This is a genomic window from Bradyrhizobium sp. SSBR45G, assembly GCF_030159255.1.
Classification (GTDB): Bacteria; Pseudomonadota; Alphaproteobacteria; order Rhizobiales; family Xanthobacteraceae; genus Bradyrhizobium.
Genome location: NZ_BSCT01000030.1, coordinates 69,478 through 92,404 on the forward strand (window position 1 = coordinate 69,478; position 22,927 = coordinate 92,404).

General features: G+C 65.7%; 26 protein-coding genes and 1 tRNA gene. 13 read left to right on the forward strand and 14 right to left on the reverse strand.

Annotation, left to right across the window (positions count from 1 at the left end; all coding sequences use genetic code 11):
* Nucleotides 1-62: 62 nt before the first annotated feature.
* From QQL87_RS27635 to ygfZ, 6 genes are all read right to left on the reverse strand, one after another.
* Nucleotides 63-569 (reverse strand): tyrosine phosphatase family protein, encoded by a 507-nt coding sequence (locus QQL87_RS27635; RefSeq protein ID WP_284419584.1) that lies wholly within the window; start codon nucleotides 567-569, stop codon nucleotides 63-65.
* 98 nt (nucleotides 570-667) lie between these two features.
* Nucleotides 668-892, reverse strand: coding sequence for a hypothetical protein (locus QQL87_RS27640; protein ID WP_284419585.1), 225 nt, complete (start codon nucleotides 890-892; stop codon nucleotides 668-670).
* Nucleotides 889-1,128 (reverse strand): hypothetical protein, encoded by a 240-nt coding sequence (locus QQL87_RS27645; RefSeq protein ID WP_284419586.1) that lies wholly within the window; start codon nucleotides 1,126-1,128, stop codon nucleotides 889-891. Before QQL87_RS27645 ends, QQL87_RS27640 begins: the two co-directional genes overlap by 4 nt.
* Before the next feature lie 4 nt (nucleotides 1,129-1,132).
* Complete coding sequence (locus tag QQL87_RS27650) at nucleotides 1,133-1,747, reverse strand: YfbR-like 5'-deoxynucleotidase (RefSeq protein WP_284419588.1); 615 nt, start codon at nucleotides 1,745-1,747, stop codon at nucleotides 1,133-1,135.
* Nucleotides 1,747-2,373 carry a DNA-3-methyladenine glycosylase I gene (locus QQL87_RS27655; RefSeq protein ID WP_284419590.1) on the reverse strand — a complete coding sequence of 209 codons (627 nt, stop codon included), beginning with the start codon at nucleotides 2,371-2,373 and terminating at the stop codon, nucleotides 1,747-1,749. Before QQL87_RS27655 ends, QQL87_RS27650 begins: the two co-directional genes overlap by 1 nt.
* A 10-nt stretch (nucleotides 2,374-2,383) precedes the next feature.
* Nucleotides 2,384-3,268, reverse strand: a complete 885-nt coding sequence (gene ygfZ, locus QQL87_RS27660; protein ID WP_284419592.1) for a CAF17-like 4Fe-4S cluster assembly/insertion protein YgfZ — start codon at nucleotides 3,266-3,268, stop codon at nucleotides 2,384-2,386.
* Between the two features lie 198 nt (nucleotides 3,269-3,466).
* On the opposite strand from ygfZ, the gene QQL87_RS27665 reads away from it, so the two are divergent.
* The 4 genes from QQL87_RS27665 (at nucleotide 3,467) to QQL87_RS27680 (ending at nucleotide 8,220) form a co-directional block, all read left to right on the forward strand.
* Nucleotides 3,467-4,801: a dihydroorotase gene (locus tag QQL87_RS27665; RefSeq protein ID WP_284419594.1), complete on the forward strand. Its 1,335-nt coding sequence runs from the start codon at nucleotides 3,467-3,469 to the stop codon at nucleotides 4,799-4,801.
* Nucleotides 4,802-5,317: 516 nt separating this feature from the next.
* Nucleotides 5,318-6,763 (forward strand): hypothetical protein, encoded by a 1,446-nt coding sequence (locus tag QQL87_RS27670; protein WP_284419596.1) that lies wholly within the window; start codon nucleotides 5,318-5,320, stop codon nucleotides 6,761-6,763.
* A gap of 167 nt (nucleotides 6,764-6,930) precedes the next feature.
* Nucleotides 6,931-7,098, forward strand: a complete 168-nt coding sequence (locus QQL87_RS27675; protein WP_284419597.1) for a hypothetical protein — start codon at nucleotides 6,931-6,933, stop codon at nucleotides 7,096-7,098.
* 276 nt (nucleotides 7,099-7,374) lie between these two features.
* Nucleotides 7,375-8,220: a hypothetical protein gene (locus tag QQL87_RS27680; RefSeq protein ID WP_284419598.1), complete on the forward strand. Its 846-nt coding sequence runs from the start codon at nucleotides 7,375-7,377 to the stop codon at nucleotides 8,218-8,220.
* 1,277 nt (nucleotides 8,221-9,497) lie between these two features.
* On the opposite strand, the gene QQL87_RS27685 is transcribed toward QQL87_RS27680, so the two are convergent.
* The 4 genes from QQL87_RS27685 to QQL87_RS27700 form a co-directional block, all read right to left on the reverse strand.
* The gene (locus QQL87_RS27685) at nucleotides 9,498-9,764 is read right to left on the reverse strand and encodes a hypothetical protein (RefSeq protein ID WP_284419599.1); all 267 of its coding nucleotides are present in this window, start codon (nucleotides 9,762-9,764) and stop codon (nucleotides 9,498-9,500) included.
* Nucleotides 9,765-9,967: 203 nt separating this feature from the next.
* On the reverse strand, nucleotides 9,968-10,345 hold the full coding sequence (locus tag QQL87_RS27690; RefSeq protein WP_284419720.1) for a TIGR02301 family protein: 378 nt from the start codon (nucleotides 10,343-10,345) through the stop codon (nucleotides 9,968-9,970).
* Nucleotides 10,346-10,399: 54 nt separating this feature from the next.
* Nucleotides 10,400-10,831 (reverse strand): NUDIX hydrolase, encoded by a 432-nt coding sequence (locus QQL87_RS27695; protein ID WP_284419600.1) that lies wholly within the window; start codon nucleotides 10,829-10,831, stop codon nucleotides 10,400-10,402.
* Nucleotides 10,832-10,892: 61 nt separating this feature from the next.
* Nucleotides 10,893-11,447 (reverse strand): hypothetical protein, encoded by a 555-nt coding sequence (locus QQL87_RS27700; protein ID WP_284419601.1) that lies wholly within the window; start codon nucleotides 11,445-11,447, stop codon nucleotides 10,893-10,895.
* 62 nt (nucleotides 11,448-11,509) lie between these two features.
* On the opposite strand from QQL87_RS27700, the gene QQL87_RS27705 reads away from it, so the two are divergent.
* Entirely contained in the window at nucleotides 11,510-12,280 is a 771-nt protein-coding gene (locus QQL87_RS27705; RefSeq protein WP_284419602.1) for an SOS response-associated peptidase, read from the forward strand.
* Nucleotides 12,281-12,291: 11 nt separating this feature from the next.
* Here the strand turns inward: QQL87_RS27705 and QQL87_RS27710 are convergent, their stop codons facing one another.
* From QQL87_RS27710 to QQL87_RS27725, 4 genes are read right to left on the reverse strand one after another with little or no spacing between them, the layout of a single operon-like run.
* On the reverse strand, nucleotides 12,292-12,873 hold the full coding sequence (locus QQL87_RS27710; protein WP_284419604.1) for an NUDIX hydrolase: 582 nt from the start codon (nucleotides 12,871-12,873) through the stop codon (nucleotides 12,292-12,294).
* A gap of 9 nt (nucleotides 12,874-12,882) precedes the next feature.
* Nucleotides 12,883-13,338, reverse strand: a complete 456-nt coding sequence (locus QQL87_RS27715) for a GNAT family acetyltransferase (protein WP_284419606.1) — start codon at nucleotides 13,336-13,338, stop codon at nucleotides 12,883-12,885.
* 15 nt (nucleotides 13,339-13,353) lie between these two features.
* Nucleotides 13,354-14,781, reverse strand: coding sequence for an FAD-binding oxidoreductase (locus QQL87_RS27720; protein WP_284419608.1), 1,428 nt, complete (start codon nucleotides 14,779-14,781; stop codon nucleotides 13,354-13,356).
* 18 nt (nucleotides 14,782-14,799) lie between these two features.
* Nucleotides 14,800-15,801 carry an L-threonylcarbamoyladenylate synthase gene (locus tag QQL87_RS27725; RefSeq protein ID WP_284419610.1) on the reverse strand — a complete coding sequence of 334 codons (1,002 nt, stop codon included), beginning with the start codon at nucleotides 15,799-15,801 and terminating at the stop codon, nucleotides 14,800-14,802.
* Between the two features lie 229 nt (nucleotides 15,802-16,030).
* Between QQL87_RS27725 and QQL87_RS27730 the strand changes: the two genes are divergently transcribed.
* The 8 genes from QQL87_RS27730 to QQL87_RS27765 all read left to right on the forward strand — a co-directional run bounded on the left by QQL87_RS27730 (nucleotide 16,031) and on the right by QQL87_RS27765 (nucleotide 22,897).
* Nucleotides 16,031-16,107, forward strand: a tRNA-Pro gene (locus tag QQL87_RS27730).
* A 91-nt stretch (nucleotides 16,108-16,198) separates the two neighbouring features.
* On the forward strand, nucleotides 16,199-16,693 hold the full coding sequence (locus tag QQL87_RS27735) for a MarR family winged helix-turn-helix transcriptional regulator (RefSeq protein ID WP_284419611.1): 495 nt from the start codon (nucleotides 16,199-16,201) through the stop codon (nucleotides 16,691-16,693).
* 64 nt (nucleotides 16,694-16,757) lie between these two features.
* Nucleotides 16,758-18,443, forward strand: coding sequence for an FAD-dependent oxidoreductase (locus QQL87_RS27740; protein WP_284419612.1), 1,686 nt, complete (start codon nucleotides 16,758-16,760; stop codon nucleotides 18,441-18,443).
* 40 nt (nucleotides 18,444-18,483) lie between these two features.
* A complete protein-coding gene (locus tag QQL87_RS27745; protein ID WP_284419613.1) occupies nucleotides 18,484-19,005 on the forward strand; it encodes a hypothetical protein in 522 nt (173 codons plus the stop codon).
* A gap of 23 nt (nucleotides 19,006-19,028) precedes the next feature.
* A complete protein-coding gene (locus tag QQL87_RS27750) occupies nucleotides 19,029-20,153 on the forward strand; it encodes a helix-turn-helix domain-containing protein (protein WP_284419614.1) in 1,125 nt (374 codons plus the stop codon).
* 89 nt (nucleotides 20,154-20,242) lie between these two features.
* Complete coding sequence (locus tag QQL87_RS27755; protein ID WP_284419615.1) at nucleotides 20,243-21,637, forward strand: serine hydrolase domain-containing protein; 1,395 nt, start codon at nucleotides 20,243-20,245, stop codon at nucleotides 21,635-21,637.
* A gap of 134 nt (nucleotides 21,638-21,771) precedes the next feature.
* Nucleotides 21,772-22,437 carry a DUF4142 domain-containing protein gene (locus tag QQL87_RS27760; protein WP_284424131.1) on the forward strand — a complete coding sequence of 222 codons (666 nt, stop codon included), beginning with the start codon at nucleotides 21,772-21,774 and terminating at the stop codon, nucleotides 22,435-22,437.
* 187 nt (nucleotides 22,438-22,624) lie between these two features.
* A complete protein-coding gene (locus QQL87_RS27765) occupies nucleotides 22,625-22,897 on the forward strand; it encodes a hypothetical protein (protein ID WP_284419617.1) in 273 nt (90 codons plus the stop codon).
* Nucleotides 22,898-22,927: the final 30 nt, after the last annotated feature.

Sequence of the window (22,927 nt, forward strand, 5' to 3'; positions counted from 1 at the left end):
GGCGCGGGAAGTTCAAGCGGCGCCGGTATGCTGCTACGCGGCGCAGCCGCAATTTGAGCGGCTCACTCCAGATCGATGCTGAAAGGCTGGCTGTCGACCATCATCGCGCCGGGCCCGATGGCGTCCAGCGCGCGGACCATGCGGCCCTGCCGCCCGAGCGCCCGGTCGGCGAGGCTGACGATCAGGCGGTTCGGCGAGGCGATCGGCGAGGCCTGGCGGATCGCCCAGGCGATATCGAGCTCGTCGCGGTGCGGATTGAGCGCGCAGGCGGCCGCGAAGGCGCTCGCGGTCGAGCGGCTGATGCCGGCATAGCAGTGGATGACCAGCGGCGCCGCCTGGTCCCAGCCGCGGACGAACTCCAGCACCTGCGTGACGTGCTCGTCATTGGGGGCCATGAAGCCGGGAAGCGGCTCGGCGATGTCGTCCACCGACACCCTCAGATGGTTCTCCGGCCGGATGGTCTTCGGCCGTTGCACCTGCTCGACATTGGCCATGATGGTCAGCACATGGCTGGCGCCGGTCAGGCGCACGGTGTCGGGCAGGGCGGCGAGTGAGCAGACATGGATCATGACAGGCCTTTGGACGTCCGCTTATACGAACGGCGGCCAAAGGGCAAAAGCGCGTTTTGGAGGTCTGCCGTCGCGCTGGCGCATGCGCGCCGCGACTCTCAGCGGGTGTTCTTGAGCTGCCGCAGCTCCTGGCGGACCAGATGGGCCTTGCCCTCGATCTCGGCGTTCAGCCGCTCGAGATGGTCCAGCACACGCTCCCGGCTCGGCGAGGAGACCTCGACCGGCTTCTCGGACCATGGACGGCGCACGAACAGGGCCACCATGGCGACGGCCAAGGCGGTCAGGAGCGGAAAGCTCAGGGCAACGAGCTGGTGCGTGGTCATCGAAGACCTCCCAGGATCCACTGACCCAGCAAATGTAGGAGCACTCCGGTGACAATGCAAACGACGCCTGACCCATAGATCAGGCCCGCCGGGGTGCTCGGCGGCAGCACGCCGTAGACGAACTGGGCCAGCGGCACGAACGTGCCGGCGGTGACGATCGCCGTGGCCAGCGTGTTCATCCAATTGGCCGCCAGCCTCAGCCGTTCGTTGCGGCGCTCGTCCGGCGTCAGCGGCATGGCGTCACGACCCCAGCACGAGGTTGAAGCGCGTCAGGAACCGTTTCTCGGCCTTGGCGGCGCTCCACGGCGTCAGGTAGTCGGTGACCGTGGCCTCCGGCAGGCCGGGGTCGCGGCCAAACAGGCGTTTGGCCTCGCTCTCGGCGAAGCCGGCGAGCCGGGTCGCCTCGAGATAGGCGGCGCCGCGGTCGGCGGCCTTGATCTGGCGCTCGATCTCGGGCGCGAGCTCCGCCGGCAGGCCGAAGCGGATGTGGATGGCGCCGAGCAGCCGCTTCTCGACTGATTTGTAGCTGCCGCCGAGCACCGCCTTGAACGGCGAGATCATGTCGCCGATGACGTATTCCGGCGCATCGTGCAGCAGCGCCGCGAGCCGCAGCCGCGCATCGATGTTGGGTTTTCGCGCACGCATCACGGTCTCGACCAGCAGCGTGTGCTGCGCCACCGAGAAGATGTGCGTGCCCGAGGTCTGGCCGTTCCAGCGCGCGACGCGCGCCAGCCCATGGGCGATGTCGGCGATCTCGACATCGAGCGGCGAGGGATCGATCAGGTTGAGGCGCCGGCCGGACAGCATGCGCTGCCAGACGCGGTCGTGCCCGCTCGCGGGCGTCTTGGTCGTCATTATTTGATCTTGAGGCGCGGGGTGCGGCGCTGGCCGCTGCAGGTCTCATGGCAGAAGCAGGTGACGAGGTGGTCGTTGACCATACCGGTCGCCTGCATGAAGGCATAGACGATCGTCGGGCCGACGAACTTGAAGCCGCGCGAGGACAGCTCCTTGGACATCCTGATCGACAGCGGCGTCGAGGCCGGTACGTTCGCGGTGGTCTTGAACGCATTGACCTTGGGCGCGCCGTCCATGAAGTCCCACAGCAGCTTCGAGAAGCCTGGCCCCTTGTCCTGGATCTCAAGCCAGGATTTCGCGCTGAGAATGGCGCCCTCGATCTTGGCGCGGTTGCGCACGATGCCGGCGTCGTTCATCAGCGCATGGATCTTCTTGTCGGAGTAGCGCGCGATCTTGTCCGGCTGGAAATCATCGAAGGCGCGGCGGAAATTGTCGCGCTTGCGCAGGATCGTGATCCACGACAGCCCGGCCTGGAAGCCGTCGAGGATCAGCTTCTCATACAGCGCGCGGTCGTCATATTCCGGCACGCCCCACTCGGTGTCGTGATAGGCGACATAGAGCGGATCGCTGCCCGGCCAGGGGCAGCGCGTCAGACCATCGGGATGGACGACAGCGGCGCGGCTCATGACGGGGGCGTCAGGCGACCGTCTGCTTCGGCGGCCCCTGCAGGGCCTCGAGATCGGCGATGCGCAACGTGAGGCCGCCCGATGTCAGCGGCGTGCCGGCCTCGATCGCTTCCGCGGCCCGGTCGATCCGCAGCAGCGCCATGCCGCGCTGCTGCGCCGCCGAGCCCATGGTGCCGACGGTCTTGTCGCCGGCCATGATCGGCGTGCCCGGCTCGGGGCTCGCACCGTCGAGCACGACCTGCGCGGTGCGCGTGCGCGTGGTGCCGCGATGGTGCATGCGGCTGACGACCTCCTGGCCGACATAGCAGCCCTTGCCGATGTCGACACCGTGCAGCCGGTCCATGTTGGTCTCGTAGGGGAAGGCGTCGCCATACATGAAGTCGAGGCCGCCGCGCGGCACGCTGCAGCCGATGCGATGCGCCTCATAGGCCTCCGTGTCGACGACCTCGGCGCCGAGGCGCGCAGCGATCGCCGCGAGCTCTTCCTGCGGCGCAATGACGCGCGCGCCAAGCAGCGCGTGGCGCGGATCGGTGAAGCTCGATTCAGGCATCGTGCCGACGGCGCCGTCCCAGACCGCGATCACGCCGAGCTGGTCGGAGAGATTGCTGACCGTGACCTTGGCCCTGAGCTTGTAGACGTTGAGCTTGTCGGTCAGCGCCTGCGCCAGCGCGCGCGGGCAATCGAGCAGGAAGCGCTCGCTGACATCGCCTGCGGGCGCTTGCGCGACCAGGAAATCAACGATGATCTTGCCCTGCGGCGTCAGCAGCGCACCGAACCGGGCTTCCCCGGGTGTGAGCTTGCCGACATCGGTGGTGAAGAGCCCGTTGAGGAACTTGCGTGCATCGTCGCCGCTGACCTGGACCACGCCCCGGTCGTCGAGAAACGTCGCTTTCATTCGAAAAACCTCTTGCGACAGGCCGCACTGAAACGTAAGCCGCCCTGGCATAAACCACAAGGCTGAAACGCCCCCGCGCGGTGGCTTCATTCTAAAGATTGAGACATCAGCGCCCTGACAGGCCAGCAAATGGGCAGGCGCGCAGCATGATCGATCTGCCTTGGGGTGATCAGGAGAATGAAATCCTATGAGGGGTTCATGAGCCAGCGGTTCCAAGTGATTCTGAAATCCGGCACCGTCGTCAATCAGGACGGCGAAGGCGTCCGCGACATCGGCATCTCGGATGGACGCATCGTGGAGATCGGCGATCTCGGCGCGGCTTCCGCCGCCGAGATCATCAACTGCAACGGCCTGCACGTGCTGCCCGGCGTGATCGACACCCAGGTGCATTTCCGCGAGCCCGGCCTGACCCACAAGGAGGATCTCGAAACCGGCTCGCGCAGCGCCGTGATGGGCGGCGTCACCGCCGTGTTCGAGATGCCCAACACCAATCCGCTGACCGTGACCGAGGAGGCGTTCACCGCCAAGGTCGAAGCCGGCCGCCATCGCATGCATTGCGACTTCGCCTTCTTCATCGGCGGCACCCGCGAGAACGTCGACCAGCTTCCCGTGCTGGAGCGCGCCGAAGGCTGCGCCGGTGTGAAGGTGTTCGTCGGCTCCTCCACCGGCTCGCTGCTGGTCGAGGACGATGACTCGCTGCGCCGCATCTTCCAGGTGATCCGCCGCCGCGCCGCGTTCCACGCCGAGGACGAATATCGTCTCAACGAGCGCAAGGGTTTTCGCGTCGAGAACGATCCGCGCTCGCACCCGGTGTGGCGCGACGAGGAGGCGGCGCTGCGCGCCACGCAGCGTCTGGTCAATCTCGCGCATGAGACCGGCAAGCGCATCCACGTGCTGCACATCTCGACCAAGGAAGAGATCGCTTACTTGCGCGACCACAAGGACGTCGCCACCGTCGAGGCGACGCCGCACCATCTCACCTTGGCCGCGCCCGAATGCTACGAGCGGCTCGGCACCTACGCCCAGATGAATCCGCCGGTGCGATCGGCCGACCATCGCGAAATGATCTGGTGGGGCGTGCATCAGGGCATCGTCGACATCCTCGGCTCCGACCATGCGCCGCACACCGCCGAGGAAAAGGCCAAGACCTACCCGGCCTCGCCCTCCGGCATGACCGGCGTGCAGACCCTGGTGCCGATCATGCTCGACCACGTCAACGCCGGCCGCCTCTCACTGCAGCGCTTCGTCGACCTCACCAGCGCAGGTCCGGCCCGCATCTACAACATCGCCCGCAAGGGCCGCATCGCCGCCGGCTACGACGCCGATCTCACGATCGTCGACCTCAAGCGCAGCGAGACCATCACCAACAAATGGGTGGCCTCGAAAGCCGGCTGGACGCCCTATGACGGCGTCCGCGTCACCGGCTGGCCGGTCGGCACCTTCGTCCGCGGCCAGCGCGTGATGTGGCAGGGCGAACTGCTGACGCCGGCCACGGGCGAGCCGGTCAAGTTCATGGAGACGCTGCGGCCGTAACCGCTGCAGGCTATCTGCTCCGTCATTGCGAGCGCAGCGAAGCAATCCAGGGCTCAGCAAGCACTCTGGATTGCTTCCGCCTTCACTCGCAATGACACGGAGTACGCGACTGCAATGTCGGTGCTGTAGGGTGGGCAAAGGCGCGCTCGCGACGCTCATACGACAAGCTCAGCCCCCTCGCGCGCCGTGCCCACCATTCGCCTCCGAGCGCGCTGATCGACGGTGGGCACGCAACCGCCCTGCGGGCGGCTGCTTTGCCCACCCTACGGACTGCCTTCATTTGCGAAGCCCAGCCTTCCTCCGACGCCTGCATGAGCGCGCGCGAGCGTCACGACAGGAGGCTGGTGGCGCGCGGCCCGGTCAAAGGGGGATGCGAATGTCTGCTGCTAGCGCCGACGCGGACGTTCGCGAGTAACTCGGGCACCTGGCCTCTTGACCCGATGCAGACGTCCAGTGCCTCGACGCCCTTGGCCAGTCAGGCCCAGGCCGTGATAAGCTCTCTCTCAGGAGCGCGTCATGATCGACATCGCCAAGGAAGCTTCAGCATACCAGATCGAGCTCTTCCAGATGATTGGGGAGTTCTGGGGGCGCGCCACCGGCATGCCCCCCGAAGAGTTTTCCCCCATTGAGGGCTTCGGCGATGCGGTTCGTAAACGGGGGCGCGATTTCCAGCACCGCGTGGAGGACGCATTCACTTTTGCTGACACACAGCTCCGCACTTTTTACGCCCAGAACGGAGTGAAGGCTTACAGGCTCGCTTCGCGCCTCGGCGGCACCAAACTCGTCCTCGGTGGCGCTTCCAATTTCGGGACGAGCCAGCTGGCGAGCACCCGCAGCACGCTCCTCTATGCGGATACGGTCCTCATTCCCGATCCTCTCTACCCTTGGCTAGAGGATGCTCGCCAACACGAGAGATTTCGGCTTGTTAGACCTCTTCAGGCGGCCCACGCTATCTTGCATTTGAGGCCGCTCATCGATGCTAACTTGCCCCACTGCCCCCTGTTCGTCTTTCCGAGCTTCGAGAAGTCCCTAGAACGGGAAGACGACGCCACCAGGAAGGGTATCGATCAGCTCGTTGTGGATGTGCTAACCCACTTCGTCGATCCAGGCATCGGCTCTTTCGAGGATGCCCACGTCTTTGCTAACACGCACACTGACGACTTCATCCGGGCAGTGGAACGAAATGCGCTCTTCGTGCCGCCGGAGGCAAATATCGGCGAGCCGGTCGCACAATCCCTGCAGCGATATGACCACTTCGTTAAGACGTGGAGGACTGCTGAATACATCCAGATGTACAGGCGTGCGCCAGTGGGTTCCAAGGTGCTCACCGGGATCTTCGAGCGCCTGACGCCCAACTTCCACCTGTTCGAGAACGCCGAGGAATTGGGCGCCCACCCCTTGCTCAGCATCGAGCAGCAAGGCCACTATTTCAAACTAGTTTCCGAGGTGAATGCCGATCGCCTCTCCAGATTGCGACTTCTTGACGAACCAACCCGTCGTCAATTGGCGGCTCTTTCCTCCGAACGGCTGGAATGGCTGAACAATATTCCCGTCGCCGTGCTCGCCGAGCTTCGGGAGGACAGCGAACACGAAGTCTTCCGCAAGATGCTTGCTACTGCCATCAGCAACCTTCATGCGTCGGCGCTTGAAAACGTCGACAAAGTGGCCGCCGAGATTTGCCGAGAAATCGACTCTGGCATCGCCAGATACAATCGCTCGGTTCGTGAGATAAATGACAAGTTCAAGGCAAGCACCGCGCAAACAGCGGTCGGTGTCGTTGGTGCAGGTTTCGGTCTCCTTGTTCCCGCCTTAGCACCATTCCTCGGTTCAATCGTCCCATTGGCCGCCCTCACCAAACTCGGCCACGACGCGCTAACTCGCCACATCGAACTCAAGAAACATTCCCGGTCGCTGATCGGCGTGTTGGCCATCGCCAAGGACATGACGGACCAGACGACATGAACTTGGCGGCAGGAAATGCCTCATCCCTGGTCTCCCGACCGGCGCCACCGATCGTCCGCTCCCGAGGGCCAATGGCCGGAGGGCCGTTTTGCCCCCTCGCGGCCCTATGCAATGTGTTACGTTTATGGTGGCAATTCATATGGCCCTGGCCCCGCAGGATTGTTCGCATGAAAAAACTGATCCGCTTCAGCATTGAGCCCGGTCCCCCAGCCGTGTTCGTCAAGACTTACAGCGATGGGACGACTGACCGCGTGACGGTCAATAATCAGGCGGAATACAAGGAACAAGAAGAGCTGTGCATCGCTGAGATGATGTCCCCACTGAAGCACAATTGAGGTTCGTCCTCCGACGAAGGCCTGCTCGCCGTGCTGCATGGCGGAGGCTCGTTAGTTCCGCTTGTGGCCATGGCTGCCGACTTGCGGCGCTGCGGCAAGTCGCCTGTTAACCGGGGTACACCGGCCATAGCGCCACCCCATTCCGGAGAACAGCCTATGGCCCGGCAGAGAAAGGCCGTCGGGCCATTGGGCTGTAACGCACAAGAGCCCCCGTCACGGGATTTGTGCTATCTAGGGTAGCGTCTATACCTATTGAACGACTGCTGGGGGGAGGCCATGGCTAAAGCCTACGACGATGATCCGGAAGGCGAGAACGATGTGATCATTCCTCGCCACGGTCAGGATCTTATCGTTGAACCTGACCCACACAGTTACCAGGCGGTATTCGCGCCTCTCCGCAGTGTCGGGTTGGGGGAAGTCCTGACAGTGTTGACGCTGCTCTACGTCGGCACGATTGCAGCATTCAATGCTGCTTACTTCGCAAGTATTCCAGGGAGTTTCGTTGAGTTCTTTTCACTGACCGACCTCATTCAGACCAATCTACCTATCATCCAATATTTTGTCTCGTTGTTCATCACGTATACGGTGATCGGTACGGCCGTAAATTTCGTCAGTGCAATGACGGAAGTCGATTTCCGTCAAAAAGCTCGCGATCTAATCGAGCCCATTATGATCAAATACCACCTAGAAGGTCAGCGCTTCTGGATAGCGCTTGTTATAGCCATTGCAGCGTATTGGATATTTGATGGCATTTTTCAAATCACGGGTGTTACCTACTTCACGGCATTGATGCTGCCGACCTTCATATTCCAGGGAGCTTTGCTCTATTTCTTCTGGGTCGGGTACAAATACAAGCTTTTGCCTGCTCGACAGCTGGCGCTCGGAGCATTCGTCGGATTATTTGTCTGTTCGAATAACGCCGGTTACGCTTGGCTTAAGAGCCAGATTGCAGACCCATCACATATCCAGGCAATTCAAGACAAGGACGGCAACTGCCTTGACCGCAACATCCTCCGAAACTCCGGAAGTGGCATCCTACTCTACAATCCTTCGATGACGCAGTACGAGTTTCGCAACAAGGATTCGATCAAGACCATTTTCCAGAAGCAGGGATGCGTTTAGTTCGTCCCAAGCGGCTCTTTGCAGTTATGTCGGCTTGTGGCCCTTAGCGGATATTCTTCGTCAGTCCGGTGATGTCCGCCTTCAAAAGATGAGCGGCGGCGCGATGGAGTCCATTGGTTTGCCGTTGCGCTGATAGAATGGTTGAGCCGTTACCAGGCTGGTCCGCCCGTCGGGCGAATCAGTGCGTAAGCGTGTTTGTAAGGCCGCTGTTCTCGGCTACGGAAATTCCACAAAACCTATGCGCCGAAACGGGAATTTTGCACACGAGTCAATGCGATCAGGTTGGTCAGCACGGTTTGCGGCAAAATTCGACTTTCTTTTTTCCAGAATTCATGTCATCTCTCCCTCCATCCCGCCTCAACGAGAGGGGCGTACGCGCGGTCGTCACGAGACGCGAGGCGGGGAGGCGGTGGACGTGTCGGGTTGCAGCGTGGCTTTGGCTTGCGCGGACGAACAATCTCGATGCGGACGTGAAGTCGTGTGGTCCTGACCTCCCGATGCCGAGGTCAAGCCTGTCGTCGGTGCGAGAGCAGGGGCGCGGGTGATGGGGGCAATCAAGCCGGTCCCCAGGGAGAGCACGAAAGAAGCGTTAAAACCATCGCGCAGGGAAGGCTGGGCTCATCCGGCTGCACCTGTGGTTCCTGCCCCGTGCACTTTTGTTCGCACGGGGGCCATGGGCGTCAGCCGACGCCCAGCCTTCCCTGCGCCCTCGATTGAGTGAGGGACGAACGTCAATCATCGCTCGGACGCATTGCGCCGCGAGGACGAGGATGCGTGCCTAAGGCTGTTTGTCATCTGTGCAGATGATCGCCGATGTCGGCAAAGCGCTGATGCAGTCGTGATCACAGCACGATTCAAAGTTCGAGCGGTAGGGCGGGCAAAGCAGCCGCCCGCAGGGCGGTCGCGTGCCCACCGTCGAGAGGCAGGCTCGGAGCGCGATGGTGGGCACGGCGCGCGCGAGAGCGTCGCATCAATCACGCAGTATAGGCGCGCCTTTGCCCACCCTACAAACTGCGACTAATTCTGAGCGCTACAGCCAAGTCCGCAGATGTCGCGACACCCACCGCTGTCATCCCCGCGAAGGAGGGGATCCAGTACTCGCCGACAGTCGTGATCAACCGAGACGTCACGGCGTACTGGATGCCCGCCTGCGCGGGCATGACACCGAAAATGTTGCGCTTGAGTATGTCTACAATTCGGGTGTCTATCGCGGCTCGTCGTCGGCTCGCCGGAGGCGAGACCCGGTGGCGGGCATGACGGCCGCGTTCGCGGCTCGCCTATTGCGTCGCCCGGGACAGCGAGAATTCGCCGTTGCGCACGCGCTCGGGCATGCCCTCGACGAAGGCCGCGACGGCGTCCTCGCCATAGGTGCCGACGAGCTCGGCGAGCGCCGCGAACAGGCTGGCCTGCGCCAGGCAGTCGCCATCGACGCCGTCATGGCGCGCTTCGGCCCAGGCTTCGTTGAGATAGCTGAGCGCGGCCTGCTTCTGCTCATGGTCGGGCAGGACGGCGGGGAGGGCGCTGAAGGTAACCGGAAAGCTCATTGAATTCAGTCTGGCGGGGCCGCAGGGCGCAAGGAAATCCGAACGCGGGCGCGCCGGACGAGAGAGGTCTATCACGGAGCAGCCCGCCGCCTAGGCCAGTTCTTTAGGAAAGGTTAACGGGGTTCATGCAAACGTGGATAACGCCGGTGAGCCGTTAACCCTCCAGCAAACGCCTCAGCAACCCCGGTAAACCCCTTGGGCCCTCAATTGGCGTAGCGCGCGGTGAGATCGCGCGAGATCTTGGAGCCCTCGTCGATGTAGCGGCGGATCGCGACCATCGCCGCCGGCGTGCAGGTCCGGTAGGTCTGCTGGAAGCCGTTATAGCCGCGGTTGAAGCCGGCGATCATGCGGGCGCGGCGCTCGCCCGCAGGCGTCTCGGCATCGATCAGCGCCTGCATCTGGTTGCGCCATTTGGCGCCCTCGTTGCTGCCGCAGATGCCGCGGAGGTAATGCAGCGTGCCGAGGATCTCGGCCAGCCGCTGCAGATCGCCGTCGAACGGCGCAGCCGCATCCTGCGCCCGCGCAGGGGCGGCGGCGCAGGCCAGCACGAGCATGAGGACGGCCAGAAGGCGGGTGGGGATGATCGGACGCACGATCGTCATATGCCTTTGCCGGGCGGCGGACGCAAGGCGGGCCTACAGCAGGGCGCGGGCGGCGGCGATGATGTCCGGGAGCCCGTCGGTCACGGTCAGTCCGTCGAGCGCATCGGGAGCGCGCCACTGGGCGTCGTCGAGCTCGTCGTTGAGCATGGGCTCGCCGGCCTGCCAGCGCGCGGCAAAGGGGAGGATCAGGTAGTGGCCGCCACCGCCCTTGCCGCCATGGCTGGCGGGCAGCACCTCGCGCCAGCCGGCGAGGCCGATGACCGCGATCGTGAGCCCGGTCTCCTCCATGACCTCGCGCGCGACGGCCTCCTGCAGGGTCTCGCCGAACTCGACCCGGCCGCCGGGCAGGGTATAGACGCCTTTGGCCGGCGAGCGCGCCCGGCGCACCAGCATGATCCTGCCGTCGCGAAAGATCGCGGCGCTGACGGCGAGCTGGGGATGGCGGGGCGGGATGGCGTCGGTCATGGGAAACGGCTCCAGCAGGGATCCGCACTGTAACGTGAAGACCGCCGCGATGGCAGCCGGCTCAGAAGCTCGCCATGATGGCGTCGACGGCGTCGACCTCGTCGACTTCCGACACCGGTTCTGGATCGAACTCGATGTCGCCGTTGATGATGCCGCCGGCCTGCGACACCAGCGGCTTGACCCAGCCCGCGGCCTGTTCGGCGAGCTTGGCCTTGGTCGAGTCCTGCTTGGCCTCGCGCATGGCGGTGCCGACCGCGAGCAGGATGTCGGTCATGGTCTTGGTGAGGTGGTCGAAGCGGTCGCGAATCGCCGGCTCGGTCTGCTCATAGGCCTCGATGACCAGGTCGCGGGCCTTGAAATTGGTGTGCGTGAAATGTTCTGGATAGGTCAGGGGCGTCCACGCCAGGAAGTCCTCGGCGCATTCCGGGATATCGGGAATCATTTCGAGCAGCATGACCGCTTCGTTGAAATGATTCAGATAGTCGGTGGCGAGGCCGGTGCGCGGATTGATGTTGGCGGCGCGCAGAATTGCGGCGCGCGCCGGATCAATGGCGCTGCCCGCCGGTCGTTGGGTCGTGCGATCGGAAGGCACGGATTGGGTCGCCGCTGCGGTCATCCGCTGCAGTCTTCTCAACCCCGGTTAAAAGGTGCTGAACACACGACGATTTGAGTGAGATTATGTGTGGACGCTTCGTGATCACTTCACCACCCGCCGCGCTCAGGCAGATCTTCGGCTACGAGGAGCAGCCGAACTTCCCGCCGCGGCACAACATTGCACCGACGCAGCCGATCCCCGTAATTCTCCTGGATCACGACATCAGGCATTTTCGCCTGATGCGCTGGGGCTTCATGCCGGCCTGGGTGAAGGATCCCCGTGGTTTCACGCTGCTGATCAATGCACGTTCGGAGACCGTACGCGAGAAGCCCGCGTTCAGGAATGCGATCCGGCGGCGCCGTGTGCTTGTGCCCGCTGATGGATATTACGAGTGGCAGATCATCGATGGCCGCAAGCGGCCGCTGTTCATTCATCGCAGCGATCGCGCGCCGTTCGGCTTCGCGGCGCTGGCAGAGACCTGGATGGGACCGAATGGCGAGGAGGTCGACACGGTCGCGATCGTGACGGCGGCCGCGCGCACGGACATGGCCACCCTGCATGACCGTGTGCCGGTGACGATCAGGCCGGATGATTTCTCGCTCTGGCTCGACTGCCGCAATGACGACGCCAGCGACGTGATGCACCTGATGGTCGCGCCGGAGGAGGGCGAGTTCGCCTGGTACGAGGTGTCGACGCGCGTCAACGCCGTCGCCAATGATGACGACCAGCTGCTGCTGCCGATGACCGCGGAGATGCGTGCCGCCGAGGACGCGCAGCGCAAGCCGGCGAAGAAGGTTGCATCGCGCAAGACTTCAACTGCGCCCGCGGATGACGGGCAGGGGAGCTTGTTCTGAGGGATCCATCGTCAGACGAAGATCGTCAGCGCCGCGCGCTGCAGCAGCATGATGGTCTTGGCATCCTGGATGCGGCCGTCGTCGATCATCGCCAGCGCCTCGCCGATGCCGACCTCCAGCACCTCGATCTCCTCGCCCTCATGCGCGAGCCCGCCGCCGGCGCTGACGCGCATCTCGGGCTCGTAGGCTGCGACGAAGAAGTGGATCTTCTCGGTGACGACGCCCGGGCTCATGAACGCCTCAAATACATACTTGACGTCGTGCAGGCGGAAGCCCGTCTCCTCCTCGGCCTCGAGGCGGATGCGCTCCTCCGGCGAGGCGTCGTCGAGCAGGCCGGCGGCGGCCTCGATCAGCAGATCGTCGTAGCCGTTGAGGAAGGCGGGGTAGCGGAACTGCTTGACCAGGATGACGCTGCGCTGCGCGAGGTTGTAGGGCAGGATCGCCGCTGCATTGCCGCGCTCGAACACGTCGCGGCTCTGCATCTGCCATGTGCCGTCGTCGCGCCGCCACTCGAACTTCGTCGAGGTCAGCGTGCCGTAATGGTCGGACAGCACGCGCCGCTCGTGGACGCGGATGCGGTCGGAGATGCTCATGCTGGGCCTCTATTTCATGCCGGGCGTCGGCGGGCGGCCGTCGAGCCATTTCGAGAACACGACGCTGTCCTGCACGGCATAGTCGAGCGCCTGATAGAATTCCTGCACCTTGATGTTGTCGCCGCGCACCATCAGCATCAGCTTGGCGATGCCGCGCGCCCGCAGCCAGTCCTCGGCGGCGGCCATGATGGCGCGACCATGGTCGCGGCCGCGATGCTCGGGATCGACGCTGACGTAGTAGACCCACCCGCGATGGCCGTCATGGCCGACCATGGCGGAGGCCGCGATGGCGCCGCCGCTGCGACCGACCAGCACGGTGGAGCTGTCGCCGCGGCGGGCGAGCGCGATGTCGGCGGCTGGATCGTTCCACGGCCGCGTCAGGCCGCAGCGCTGCCACAGCGCGATGATCGCGGGCACGTCGGCACCAGTGATGTCGGAGATGGCGAGAGCGGGAGCAGTGTTCATAGCAGGGGCGCGAACCTAGAGAACCTTGCCGGGGTTCATGATCCCCAGCGGATCGAATTGCGCCTTGATCGCGCGCATCAGCGCGATGGCGGTCGGGTCCTTCACGTCCGGCAGTTCGTCGCGCTTGAGCACGCCGATGCCGTGCTCGGCCGAGATCGAGCCGCCCATACGCAGCACGATCGCGAACACGACCGCATTCACCTCGTGCCAGCGCGCGAGGTAGTCCGCGGTGTCGGCGCCGACCGGCTGGCTGACATTGTAGTGGATGTTGCCGTCGCCGAGGTGGCCGAACGGCACCGGGCGAGCGCCGGGCATCAGCTTCACCACGGCCGCATTGGCCTCCGCGATGAAGGCCGGCACCGCGGCGACCGGCACCGAGATGTCGTGCTTGATCGAGCCGCCTTCCGGCTTCTGCGCCCAGGAGATGTCCTCGCGCAGCTTCCAGAACGCCATCCGCTGGGCGAGGTTTTCGGCGATCGCGGCGTCATCGACGATGCCGGCCTCGAGGCCCTGCTCCAGGATGGTCTCCAGCGTGGCGCGCGCATCGTCGCGCGACGACGACAGCTCCATCAGGACGAACCATGGATGCGGGCCGGACAGCGGCGCGCGGTTGCCGGCGACATGACGGATCGAGAAGTCCAGCGCGATATGGGCGATCAGCTCGAAGCTGGTCAGGCTGCCGGCCGCCTCGCGTTGCGCGATCGCAAGCAGCTTCAGCGCATCCTCGGGCGACTTCAGCCCGACGAAGGCGGTCTCGATCGCGCGCGGCTTCGGGAACAGCTTCAGGCTCGCCGCGGTGATGATGCCGAGCGTGCCCTCGGCGCCGATGAACAAATTGCGCAGGTCGTAGCCGGTGTTGTCCTTCTTGAGCTTCGACAGCGCGTTCAGCACCCGCCCGTCGGCCAGCACCACCTCCACCCCGAGCGCCATCTCGCGCGCGACGCCATAGGCGAGCGCGGCGGTGCCCCCGGCATTGGTGGAGAGATTGCCGCCGATGGTGCAGCTGCCTTCGGCGCCCAGCGACAGCGGGAACAGGCGATCGACCTCGGCAGCCTTCTGCTGCGCCACCTGCAGCACGACGCCGGCCTCGGCGATCATGGTGTTGGAGGCGGTGTCGACGTCACGTATCTTGTCCATGCGCTTCAAGGACACCACCACCTCGCCATTGTGCGGCGTCTGGCCGCCGACGAGGCCGGTGTTGCCGCCCTGCGGCGTCAGCGCGATGCGGTGCGCGCTGGCGAGCTTGCAGATCGCGGCGACCTCGGCGGTCGAGCCCGGGCGCAGCACCAGCGGCGAGCGGCCGTGGAACAAATTGCGCTCCTCGGTGACGTAAGGCGCGACATCGCTCTCCGCGGTCAGCGCGTGGCGCTCGCCGACGATGGCGGCGAATTGCGCGATCAGTTCGGGGGGCAGCGGCGGCAGAGCAGGCGGGCTGATGTTCATGGTCGGTCGCTTCCAGTGTTATCTCGGCGCGGCGGCGCGGCGCAGCCGGTCGTTGATGGCCTCGCCCAGTCCGTCGTTCGGGATCGGCATCACCGCAATGCTGCGCGCTCCCTTGGCATCGAGGTTGCGAAGATAGCCGAAAAGATGCGTCGCCGCCTCTGCCGGATCGGCCGAGGGCGACAGGTTGAGGATCGCGGCGGCCTGTCCGGCCCCGGGCAAGGTCGCGGCACCGAAGGCGAGCAGCGCCTCGCCGGGGTAGACCTCGGTCGCCTCCAGGCGTACGGCGGCGCGCGGGGCATAGTGCGAGGCGAGCATGCCCGGCGCCAGCGGCTGCTCGGCCGCATGCGCCTCTGCGGCGGCGGGCCGGGCCAGGGGCCGGCCGAGCACCTGCTCGATCGCCTCGCTCGGAACCCCGCCTGGGCGCAGCAGGGTGGGCTGATCGAAGCAGCCGATGATGGTCGATTCGACCCCGACGTCGACCGCGCCGCCGTCGAGGATCAGGTCGATTCGCCCCGTGAGATCCGCCGCGACATGCGCCGCCGTCGTCGGCGATACGTGGCCGGAGATGTTGGCGGAGGGCGCCACCACGGCGCCGCCGAACGCCGCGAGCAGCGCCCGCGCGACCGGATGCGAGGGAATGCGGATCGCCACGGTGTCGAGGCCGGCGGTGGCGAGATCGGCGACGGGGCATCCGTCCACCTGCGCGACGACGAGGGTCAAGGGGCCCGGCCAGAACGCCGCGGCGAGACGCTCGGCCGCCTCATCGAATCGGCCGATCCGCCGCGCGGCGGCGAGATCGGCGACATGGGCGATCAGCGGGTTGAACGCCGGTCGTCCCTTGGCCTGGTAGAGCCGGGCGATCGCCGCGGCATTCGCCGCATCGGCGCCGAGGCCGTAGACGGTCTCGGTTGGAAACGCCACCAGCCCGCCGCGCGCGAACGTCGCCGCGCCCGCCGCGATTCCGGTGGCATCGGCGGGCAGGATCATGGTCTCGATCGCGATGGTGTCTGGCGGGGGCATCACGGGTACGGGGCGGCGGTGGCTTTGCGCGCCCGCTATAGCGGGCGGGGGCGTTCGAATGAAGCGCGCAAATCGACCGCTGAAATGCGCTGGCGCCGTGGCCGCCGGACAAAGTCCCATCACCTCAACCAGTTAACCCATCCTCTGGCGCCCTGCGATTTCGATGCGATTTCCTGCATGCTGCGCTTGCGGAGACGCAGACCCGAGGCTATAAGCCGGCTTCCCAAGTCGGAGCGTGGCTCAGCCCGGTAGAGCACTGCGTTCGGGACGCAGGGGTCGCAGGTTCGAATCCTGCCGCTCCGACCATTTCCTGCGTGACAGCTCACGCATTTCCCGATGTCACCTTGCACTTGCTACGCTGGCTCAGCGTAGCCCGATCAGGCGAGGTGTTCCCGACATGACAGCGCGCAATCAACGGAAGACGCCGGCTGCGCGGCAGACCGCGACCGCGTGGCGGCACGCCAATGTCGGCCGGCTGCTCAACAATGCCGTGAGCCGGTTCGAGTCGCGCGTCCTTGAGCTGATGGCCGCGAGCGGCCATGGCGGGACGCGGATCGCCCATGTCAGTCTCACCCGCAATCTCGACGTCGAAGGCACGCGGCTGACCGAGCTCGCGCGGCGGGCCTCGATGAGCAAGCAGGCGATGGGCGAGCTGGTCGATCAGTGTGCGGTGCTGGGGCTGGTCGTGCGCGAGGCGGATCCGAACGACGGGCGCGCGCGCCTCGTCCGCTTCACGCCGGCCGGCCTGAAATGGCTGCAGGCCTTTGGCGATGCCGTCGACGTGGCGGAGTCCGAAATGCGCCAGGAACTCGGCAAGGCGACGATGGACGCGATCGTGCAGGGCCTGTCTGCCTATGGCCAACGCTTCGATCCGCTGGAGGAGGATAGATAGTCAGGCTGCTTGACTATTCGGCCCGACGCCGTAGCATTCCCGCACATTGCGAGGGAGATGCGCCGTGACCACGCCCCTGACCGCCTCCGTCCTGATCGTCGGCGGCGGGCCGTGCGGGCTGATGCTCGCCAACGAGCTCGGCCGGCGCGGCGTGTCCGCGATCCTGATCGACGAGAAGCCGGGCACGGCCTTCAACCCGCAGGCCAATGCAACCCAGGCGCGGACCATGGAGCACTACCGCCGGCTCGGTATTGCCGACGAGATCCGGCGCGCCGGCCTGCCGGCGGACTATCCGACCGACGTCGCCTATTTCACCCGCTACACGAGTTACGAGCTGGCGCGCTTCCAGCTGCCATCGGCAGCGCGTGCGACCGAGCTGGTGAAGGGGATGTCCGGCTCGTGGAGCGCGGCCGAGCTGCCACACCGGGTGTCGCAGAAATACGTCGAGGCGATCCTGCGCCGGCATGCGCAGGCGCTTCCCGGCATCACGCTGCACTACGGCCATCGGCTGGTCGGCCATGCCGCCGATGACAAGGGCATCACGGCCGAGGTCGCGGGTGTCAGCGACGGTGCGCGCTTCCAGGTGAAAGCAGATTTCCTGATCGGTGCCGATGGCCCACGCTCGGCCGTCCGCCAGTCGCTCGGCATCTCCTATGGCGGCACCACAGGCGTGCAGCGCGATTTCATGGGCGGCCGCATGCTCGCGGTGTATCTGCGCGCGCCGCAGTTCTACGCCAGCGTGCCGCATGCGCAGGCCTGGATGTATGTCTGCTTCAATCGCGACCGCCGCGCCTTCATGGCCTCGGTGAATGGAAGCGACGAATTCGCCTTCCACACCCAGCTCCGGCCCGGCGAGGATGAGAGCGCGATCACGGCCGATGACGCAAAGGTCGCATTCCAGCGCGCTTGCGGTGTGGCCATCCCGTGCGAGGTGCTGTCGCATCTGACCTGGACCGCCGGCCACGCGCTGGTCGCCGACAGTATGCAGCGCGGCCGGGTGTTCCTCGGCGGCGACGCGGCGCATCTGTTCACGCCGACCGGGGGGCTCGGCTACAACACCGCGATCGAGGACGCCGTCAATCTTGGCTGGAAGCTCGCGAGCGTCGTCAAGGGCATCAGCCCGCTGTCGCTGCTTGATAGCTATGCCGCGGAGCGGCGTCCGCTGGCGCTGCGCAACACCGACTATGCGCGCCGCTTCGCCGATTCGCTCGGCCTGTTCGCCGCCGCGCCCGAGATCGAGGACGCGACCGATTCCGGAGCCGAAGCCCGCCGCATCGCCGGCGCCTATCTCGATCAGCATGCCCGCGCCGAGTTCAACATCCCCGGCATCACCTTTGGCGGGCGTTACGACGGCTCGCCGATCATCGCGGCGGATGGGACGCAGCCGCCGCCCGACGCCGCCAATGTCTACGTGCCCAGCGCCTGTCCCGGCGGCCGCGCGCCGCATGCCTGGCTGGCGCAGGGTGTCTCGCTCTACGACACGTTCGGCTTCGAATGGACGCTGTTGCGGTTCGAGGGCTGCGACGTCGATGAGGAGTTGCTGCACGAGGCGGCGGGGCGGCTGCGCGCGGACGTGAAGGTCGTCACCCTGCCGCGCGCCTTGCGCGATCTCTATGAGGCCGATCTTGCGCTGATCCGTCCCGATCAGATCGTGGCCTGGCGCGGCCGTGCGGCGCAAGCCGGTAGGCTGGGGCACGTGCTGGCGCAGGCGCTCGGCTGCGGTCCGCGCGCGGCCATCGACCCGCAGTGAGGGACTGCCGTTCGCCGTCCGTAGCCAATCCGGCTGTGGCATGTCACATTGGCCGGCACATGTCGGTAGAATGGGGCTGTGCGTGATCAGGTATCTTTCCGTCGTCTTGATGCTGATGGGCGTTGTCAGCGCAGCGCCGGCGCAGTCTCAGACCGTCCGCGCGAAGGAGTTCGCCGTCGGCCAGATCTGGTCGATCAAGTCTCCGACGCCGACGACGACAAAGATCGGGATCGGCCGCATCGAGACCCAGAACAAGCGTGTGATCATCCACATCTGGGCCTTCGACGTGCCGTTCACGGCGGCGGGCCCCGGTGCGCCGAAGACGACCAGGATCGCGCATATGCCGTTCGACAGGGCTGCTCTCGCGGCATCGGTCGATCAACTTCTCAAGGAGAAGGCGGCCGTGAACCCGGACCTGGACGCCGGCTATCAGCAGTGGCAGACCGCGAACGGTGGCGTCTTCACGATCGGCGTGGCCGAGGCGATCTCCGTTTCATTCGGCGCGTTGCAAGGCGCGGGATCGGGCGAGCGGCGTCCCAAAAACCTGAACGCCAAGAACTAAGCGCGCAAGAGTCGTTGAACACCATGTCCCTCTCGGCTGTCGAACTCTGCGTCCACGGTGCGGCCTGCGGACTGTTTGTTCTGGCAGCCGGCCTGACCTGGCGCGATCGCCGCCGGACCCGGAGCGGGCCGTTGACCGCGGCGGTGCTGCTGGGCGCGGCGGCAGCCGCGGTCAATGCGGTGCCGGGGTTCTGGCAGGCTGCCGCCGTTTGGCGGGCGCCCGTACTGGCGCTGGCGGCCGGCAATACGGTCGTGTTCTGGCTGTGGGCGAAGGCCGTCTTCGACGATGAATTCACCCTGCAGGCCCGGCACATGGCCGTATGGGCGCTGTTCGTTGCAGGCGAACTGCTGAGCGCCTACGGTCCCCTGCTGTGGCCGAGGCTCGATCGGGTCGGCGACCTTGCCGACAAAATGGTGCAGATCGCGGGTCTCGGGCTGGCCGTGCTGGTGGTCGCGCAGACGATGGCGAATTGGCGCGGCGACCTCGTGGCGGGACGGCCGCGCCTGCGCGTCGTCGTCCTGCTCGGCAGTGTGACGTTCATTGCGATCGATGCCATCTACGGCGCGGGCCTCGGCGCGACCATGATCGCGCCGGATGCCATGTCCATCATCCGTGCCGGCGGGCTTTGCGCGCTCGCAGCTCTTGCGGCGTGGAGCCTGCTGCAGGTCGCGCCGGCCGGCACAGCCGCCAGCTTGCTGCCACGCGGCGAAGGCGAACCAGAAATCGCGCCTCCGTCGCGAACGGCCGACAAGGACGTCAATCCGCTGCTGCTGAAGCGCCTCGGCCAGCTGATGACCGAGGCGCGCATCTTCCGGCAGGAGCGGCTGACCATCGGCGCGCTGGCGGCCCGGCTCGCCGTTCCCGAGGAGCAGCTGCGGCGCGCCATCAATGACGGCCTCGGCTATCGCAACTTCAGTGCCTTCATCAATCACCACCGGCTCGAAGAGGCCAAGGCCGCGCTGGCGGATCCGGGCCAGCGCGAGGTCCCGGTGCTGACCATCGCGATGGATGCCGGCTTCCAGTCGCTCGGTCCGTTCAACCGCGCCTTCAAGGCCGCGACCGGGCTGACGCCGACCGAGTACCGGCGCAAGGCGCTCGATCTGCCGCCGAGCGAGGCGCCGGACGTGGCCGATCGAAAAATCGGCTAGCCGAAGCCGGGAATTCGGCGAGCCGGGGAGGTGGCTGCGATGCAGTCTCCGGTGACGCAGCCTCAGCTGCCTCTCGTCCGGAGACGTCCATGACCCCCCGCATATCGCGGTCCCGCGCCCTGCAACTCCTCTCCACGCTGATGCTGCTGCTGTCGCTCGCGCGGCCCGCGGCGTCAGGCGACCTGTCTCAGCCCGCCGATCCGGAGGCGCTCGGCGTCTCCTCGGCGCAGCTGGCGCGGATCGCGCCCTGGTACCAGGCGCGCTTCGACGCCTTCCCGCCGTCCGAAGGCCTCGTTCCCGGCGCCGTCGTCGCCGTCGCCAAGGCCGGCAGGCTGGTCTATCTGCAAGCGATCGGCTTTCAGGACCGCGCCAAGACGGTGCCGATGCGGATCGATTCGATCTTCTGGATCGCCTCGATGACCAAGCCTGTGACCAGCGTCGCGGCGATGATCCTGGTCGATGACGGCCGGCTCGATCTCGATGCGCCGGTCGGCCACTATCTGCCGGAGCTCGCCGACATGCAGGTCGGGGTGCGCAGGACCGACCCCGCCACCGGGACGACAGCGTATGGCCTCGAGCCGCCGAAGCGTCCGATGACCGTGCGCGACCTGCTGCGGCACACCTCGGGCCTGATCTACCCAGAGCTGGATTTCGCCTATCCCGCAGGGGGCCTTGCCGACCCGAATGCCGATGCCGGCATCCGCATGATCCACATGCTCTATGGCTGGAAAGCCGTGTACCGGCGCGACCGCACGTTAAAGGATTTCGTGACGAGTCTCGCCGCCCTGCCGCTCGCGCATCAGCCCGGCGAGGTCCATGAATATGGCTGGAGCGTCGACGTGCTCGACCGGGTCATCGAGGTCGTGTCCGGTCAGCCGCTCGATCAGTTCATGCAGGACCGCATCTTCGCTCCGCTGCACATGGTCGATACCGGATTCGTCGTGCCGAAGGAGAAGCTCGACCGGCTCGTCGATGCGCCGATGCCGGAGCGGCCGCCGATCTGGGACGTCACGACGAAGCCGAAGCTGTTCGCCGGCGGCGGCGGGCTGGTCTCGACCGCGCCCGACTATCTCCGCTTCTGCCAGATGCTGTTGAATGGTGGCCTGCTCGATGGCGTGCGCGTGCTCAGCCCGGAGGCCGTGAAGGCGATGACGACCGATGCGTTGCCGGCCGACGTCAGGATCTTTGGCGGCGAGGAGGTCGGGCCCCGGGCCGGAACCACGTTCGGCCTCGGCTTCGCCATCCGCACGGATCCGGTCTCTAGCTGGCTGCCCGGCAAGCCCGGGAGCTTCGCCTGGGCCGGTTACTGGGGCACCTATTTCTGGATCGATCCCGCGGAGCAGCTGATCGGCGTCGAGATGATCCAGGCGACGCCGGGCAGCAAGGCCCGCGCGGCGCTGCGGCCCGGCGGCATCAATCGACTGGTCTATGCGGCGTTGTCGGCTCCGGCTGCGTCCGAACCCAAGTCGCCGGCTGCGCCTTGAGCCTTTGTGATCGATCTGATTTGGCTCGCTGCTCTCGCATCAGTCGCGCCCGAGACATTGCTGCGGGCTGCCGACCAGACGGTCCGAGATCCGGCAGCGGTGCGCGGACCAGCGCCGAGATCTGCTTCGGCACGTTGTCGTCCGAACTTCACGGCCAAAGCATGGGAGCAGGCTCATCGGCTGTGGCGCGGTGGACATTAGGAACCATCGTCACCGGCGGCTCTTGCAGTGAAACGCATCCAGATCCGGAGACGATGATGATGACGATCGCCACCACGCAGAGCCGAACTCGTAGCACCCGACCGGTTGAAACCTTCATGACCGCATGTGCGGTGAGCTTGCTGATCGCCGGCGGCGCCGTTGCAGCGCCGAAGGCGCAATCCGCGGCCAAGGACCAGCGCTTCATGACGGACGCGATCGAAGGTGATCTGTCGGAGGTCAACATGGGCAAGCTGGCGCAGCAGAAGGGCCAAAGCGACCAGGTCAAGCAGTTCGGCCAGGCGCTGCAGCAGGACCATGGCGAGCACCTGCAGAAGGCGCAGCAGCTCGCCAGCCAGAACGGGATGAAGCTGCCGTCAGAACCCAGCAAGAAGCAGCAGGCCATCTACAACAAACTGGAAGGCCTGTCGGGCAATCGTTTCGACCAGGCCTTTGCGCAGGCGATGGTTCGCGATCATCAGGAAGACATCAAGAAATATCAGAAGGAGGCGGCGGCGAACTCGCCCTTGTCCGACTTCGCGCAGCAGACCGTGCCGGTGCTGCAGAAGCACCTGGACATGGCGAAGTCACTTGGCAAGTGAAGTCAATGAAGTCACTTGGCAAATGACGGCCAGCGCGCGCTGAGCGGCGGTCGTCGAGCGTCAGTGTCTTCCCAGGCTGCGCCGTCCACGGGCGGCCAGCGTCCGCGCTGCGAAGTCCGCCCCCGCGTTGCGGAGCGGCAGCCGTCTTGCTAGCTTTGCTCCAGGTGGAACGGAGCAAGAGGCTGCGGTGACGGAAACGGAGAAGGCTGCGCAGGTGGTGGCGGCGCTCAAGTCGGCCCAGGCTGCGGCACCGGATGCCGCATTGCAAATGCTGAACGGCCTGATGGGGCTGGTGCGCAGCCCGAGCGCGGAGCAGGCGCTGGAGACCGAGGAGGCGCGCTCGTCGGCGTTCATGTCGATCTGCGAGGTCGGCAAGGCGTTGCACCGCGGGCAGCCGACGGAGGCGTTGTGGCCCGCGGCGGTGTCGGCCAGCGAACGCTGGCTGGCGCTCGCCAAGTAACTTGCAAAGTAACTCGCCAAGTAAGCCGTG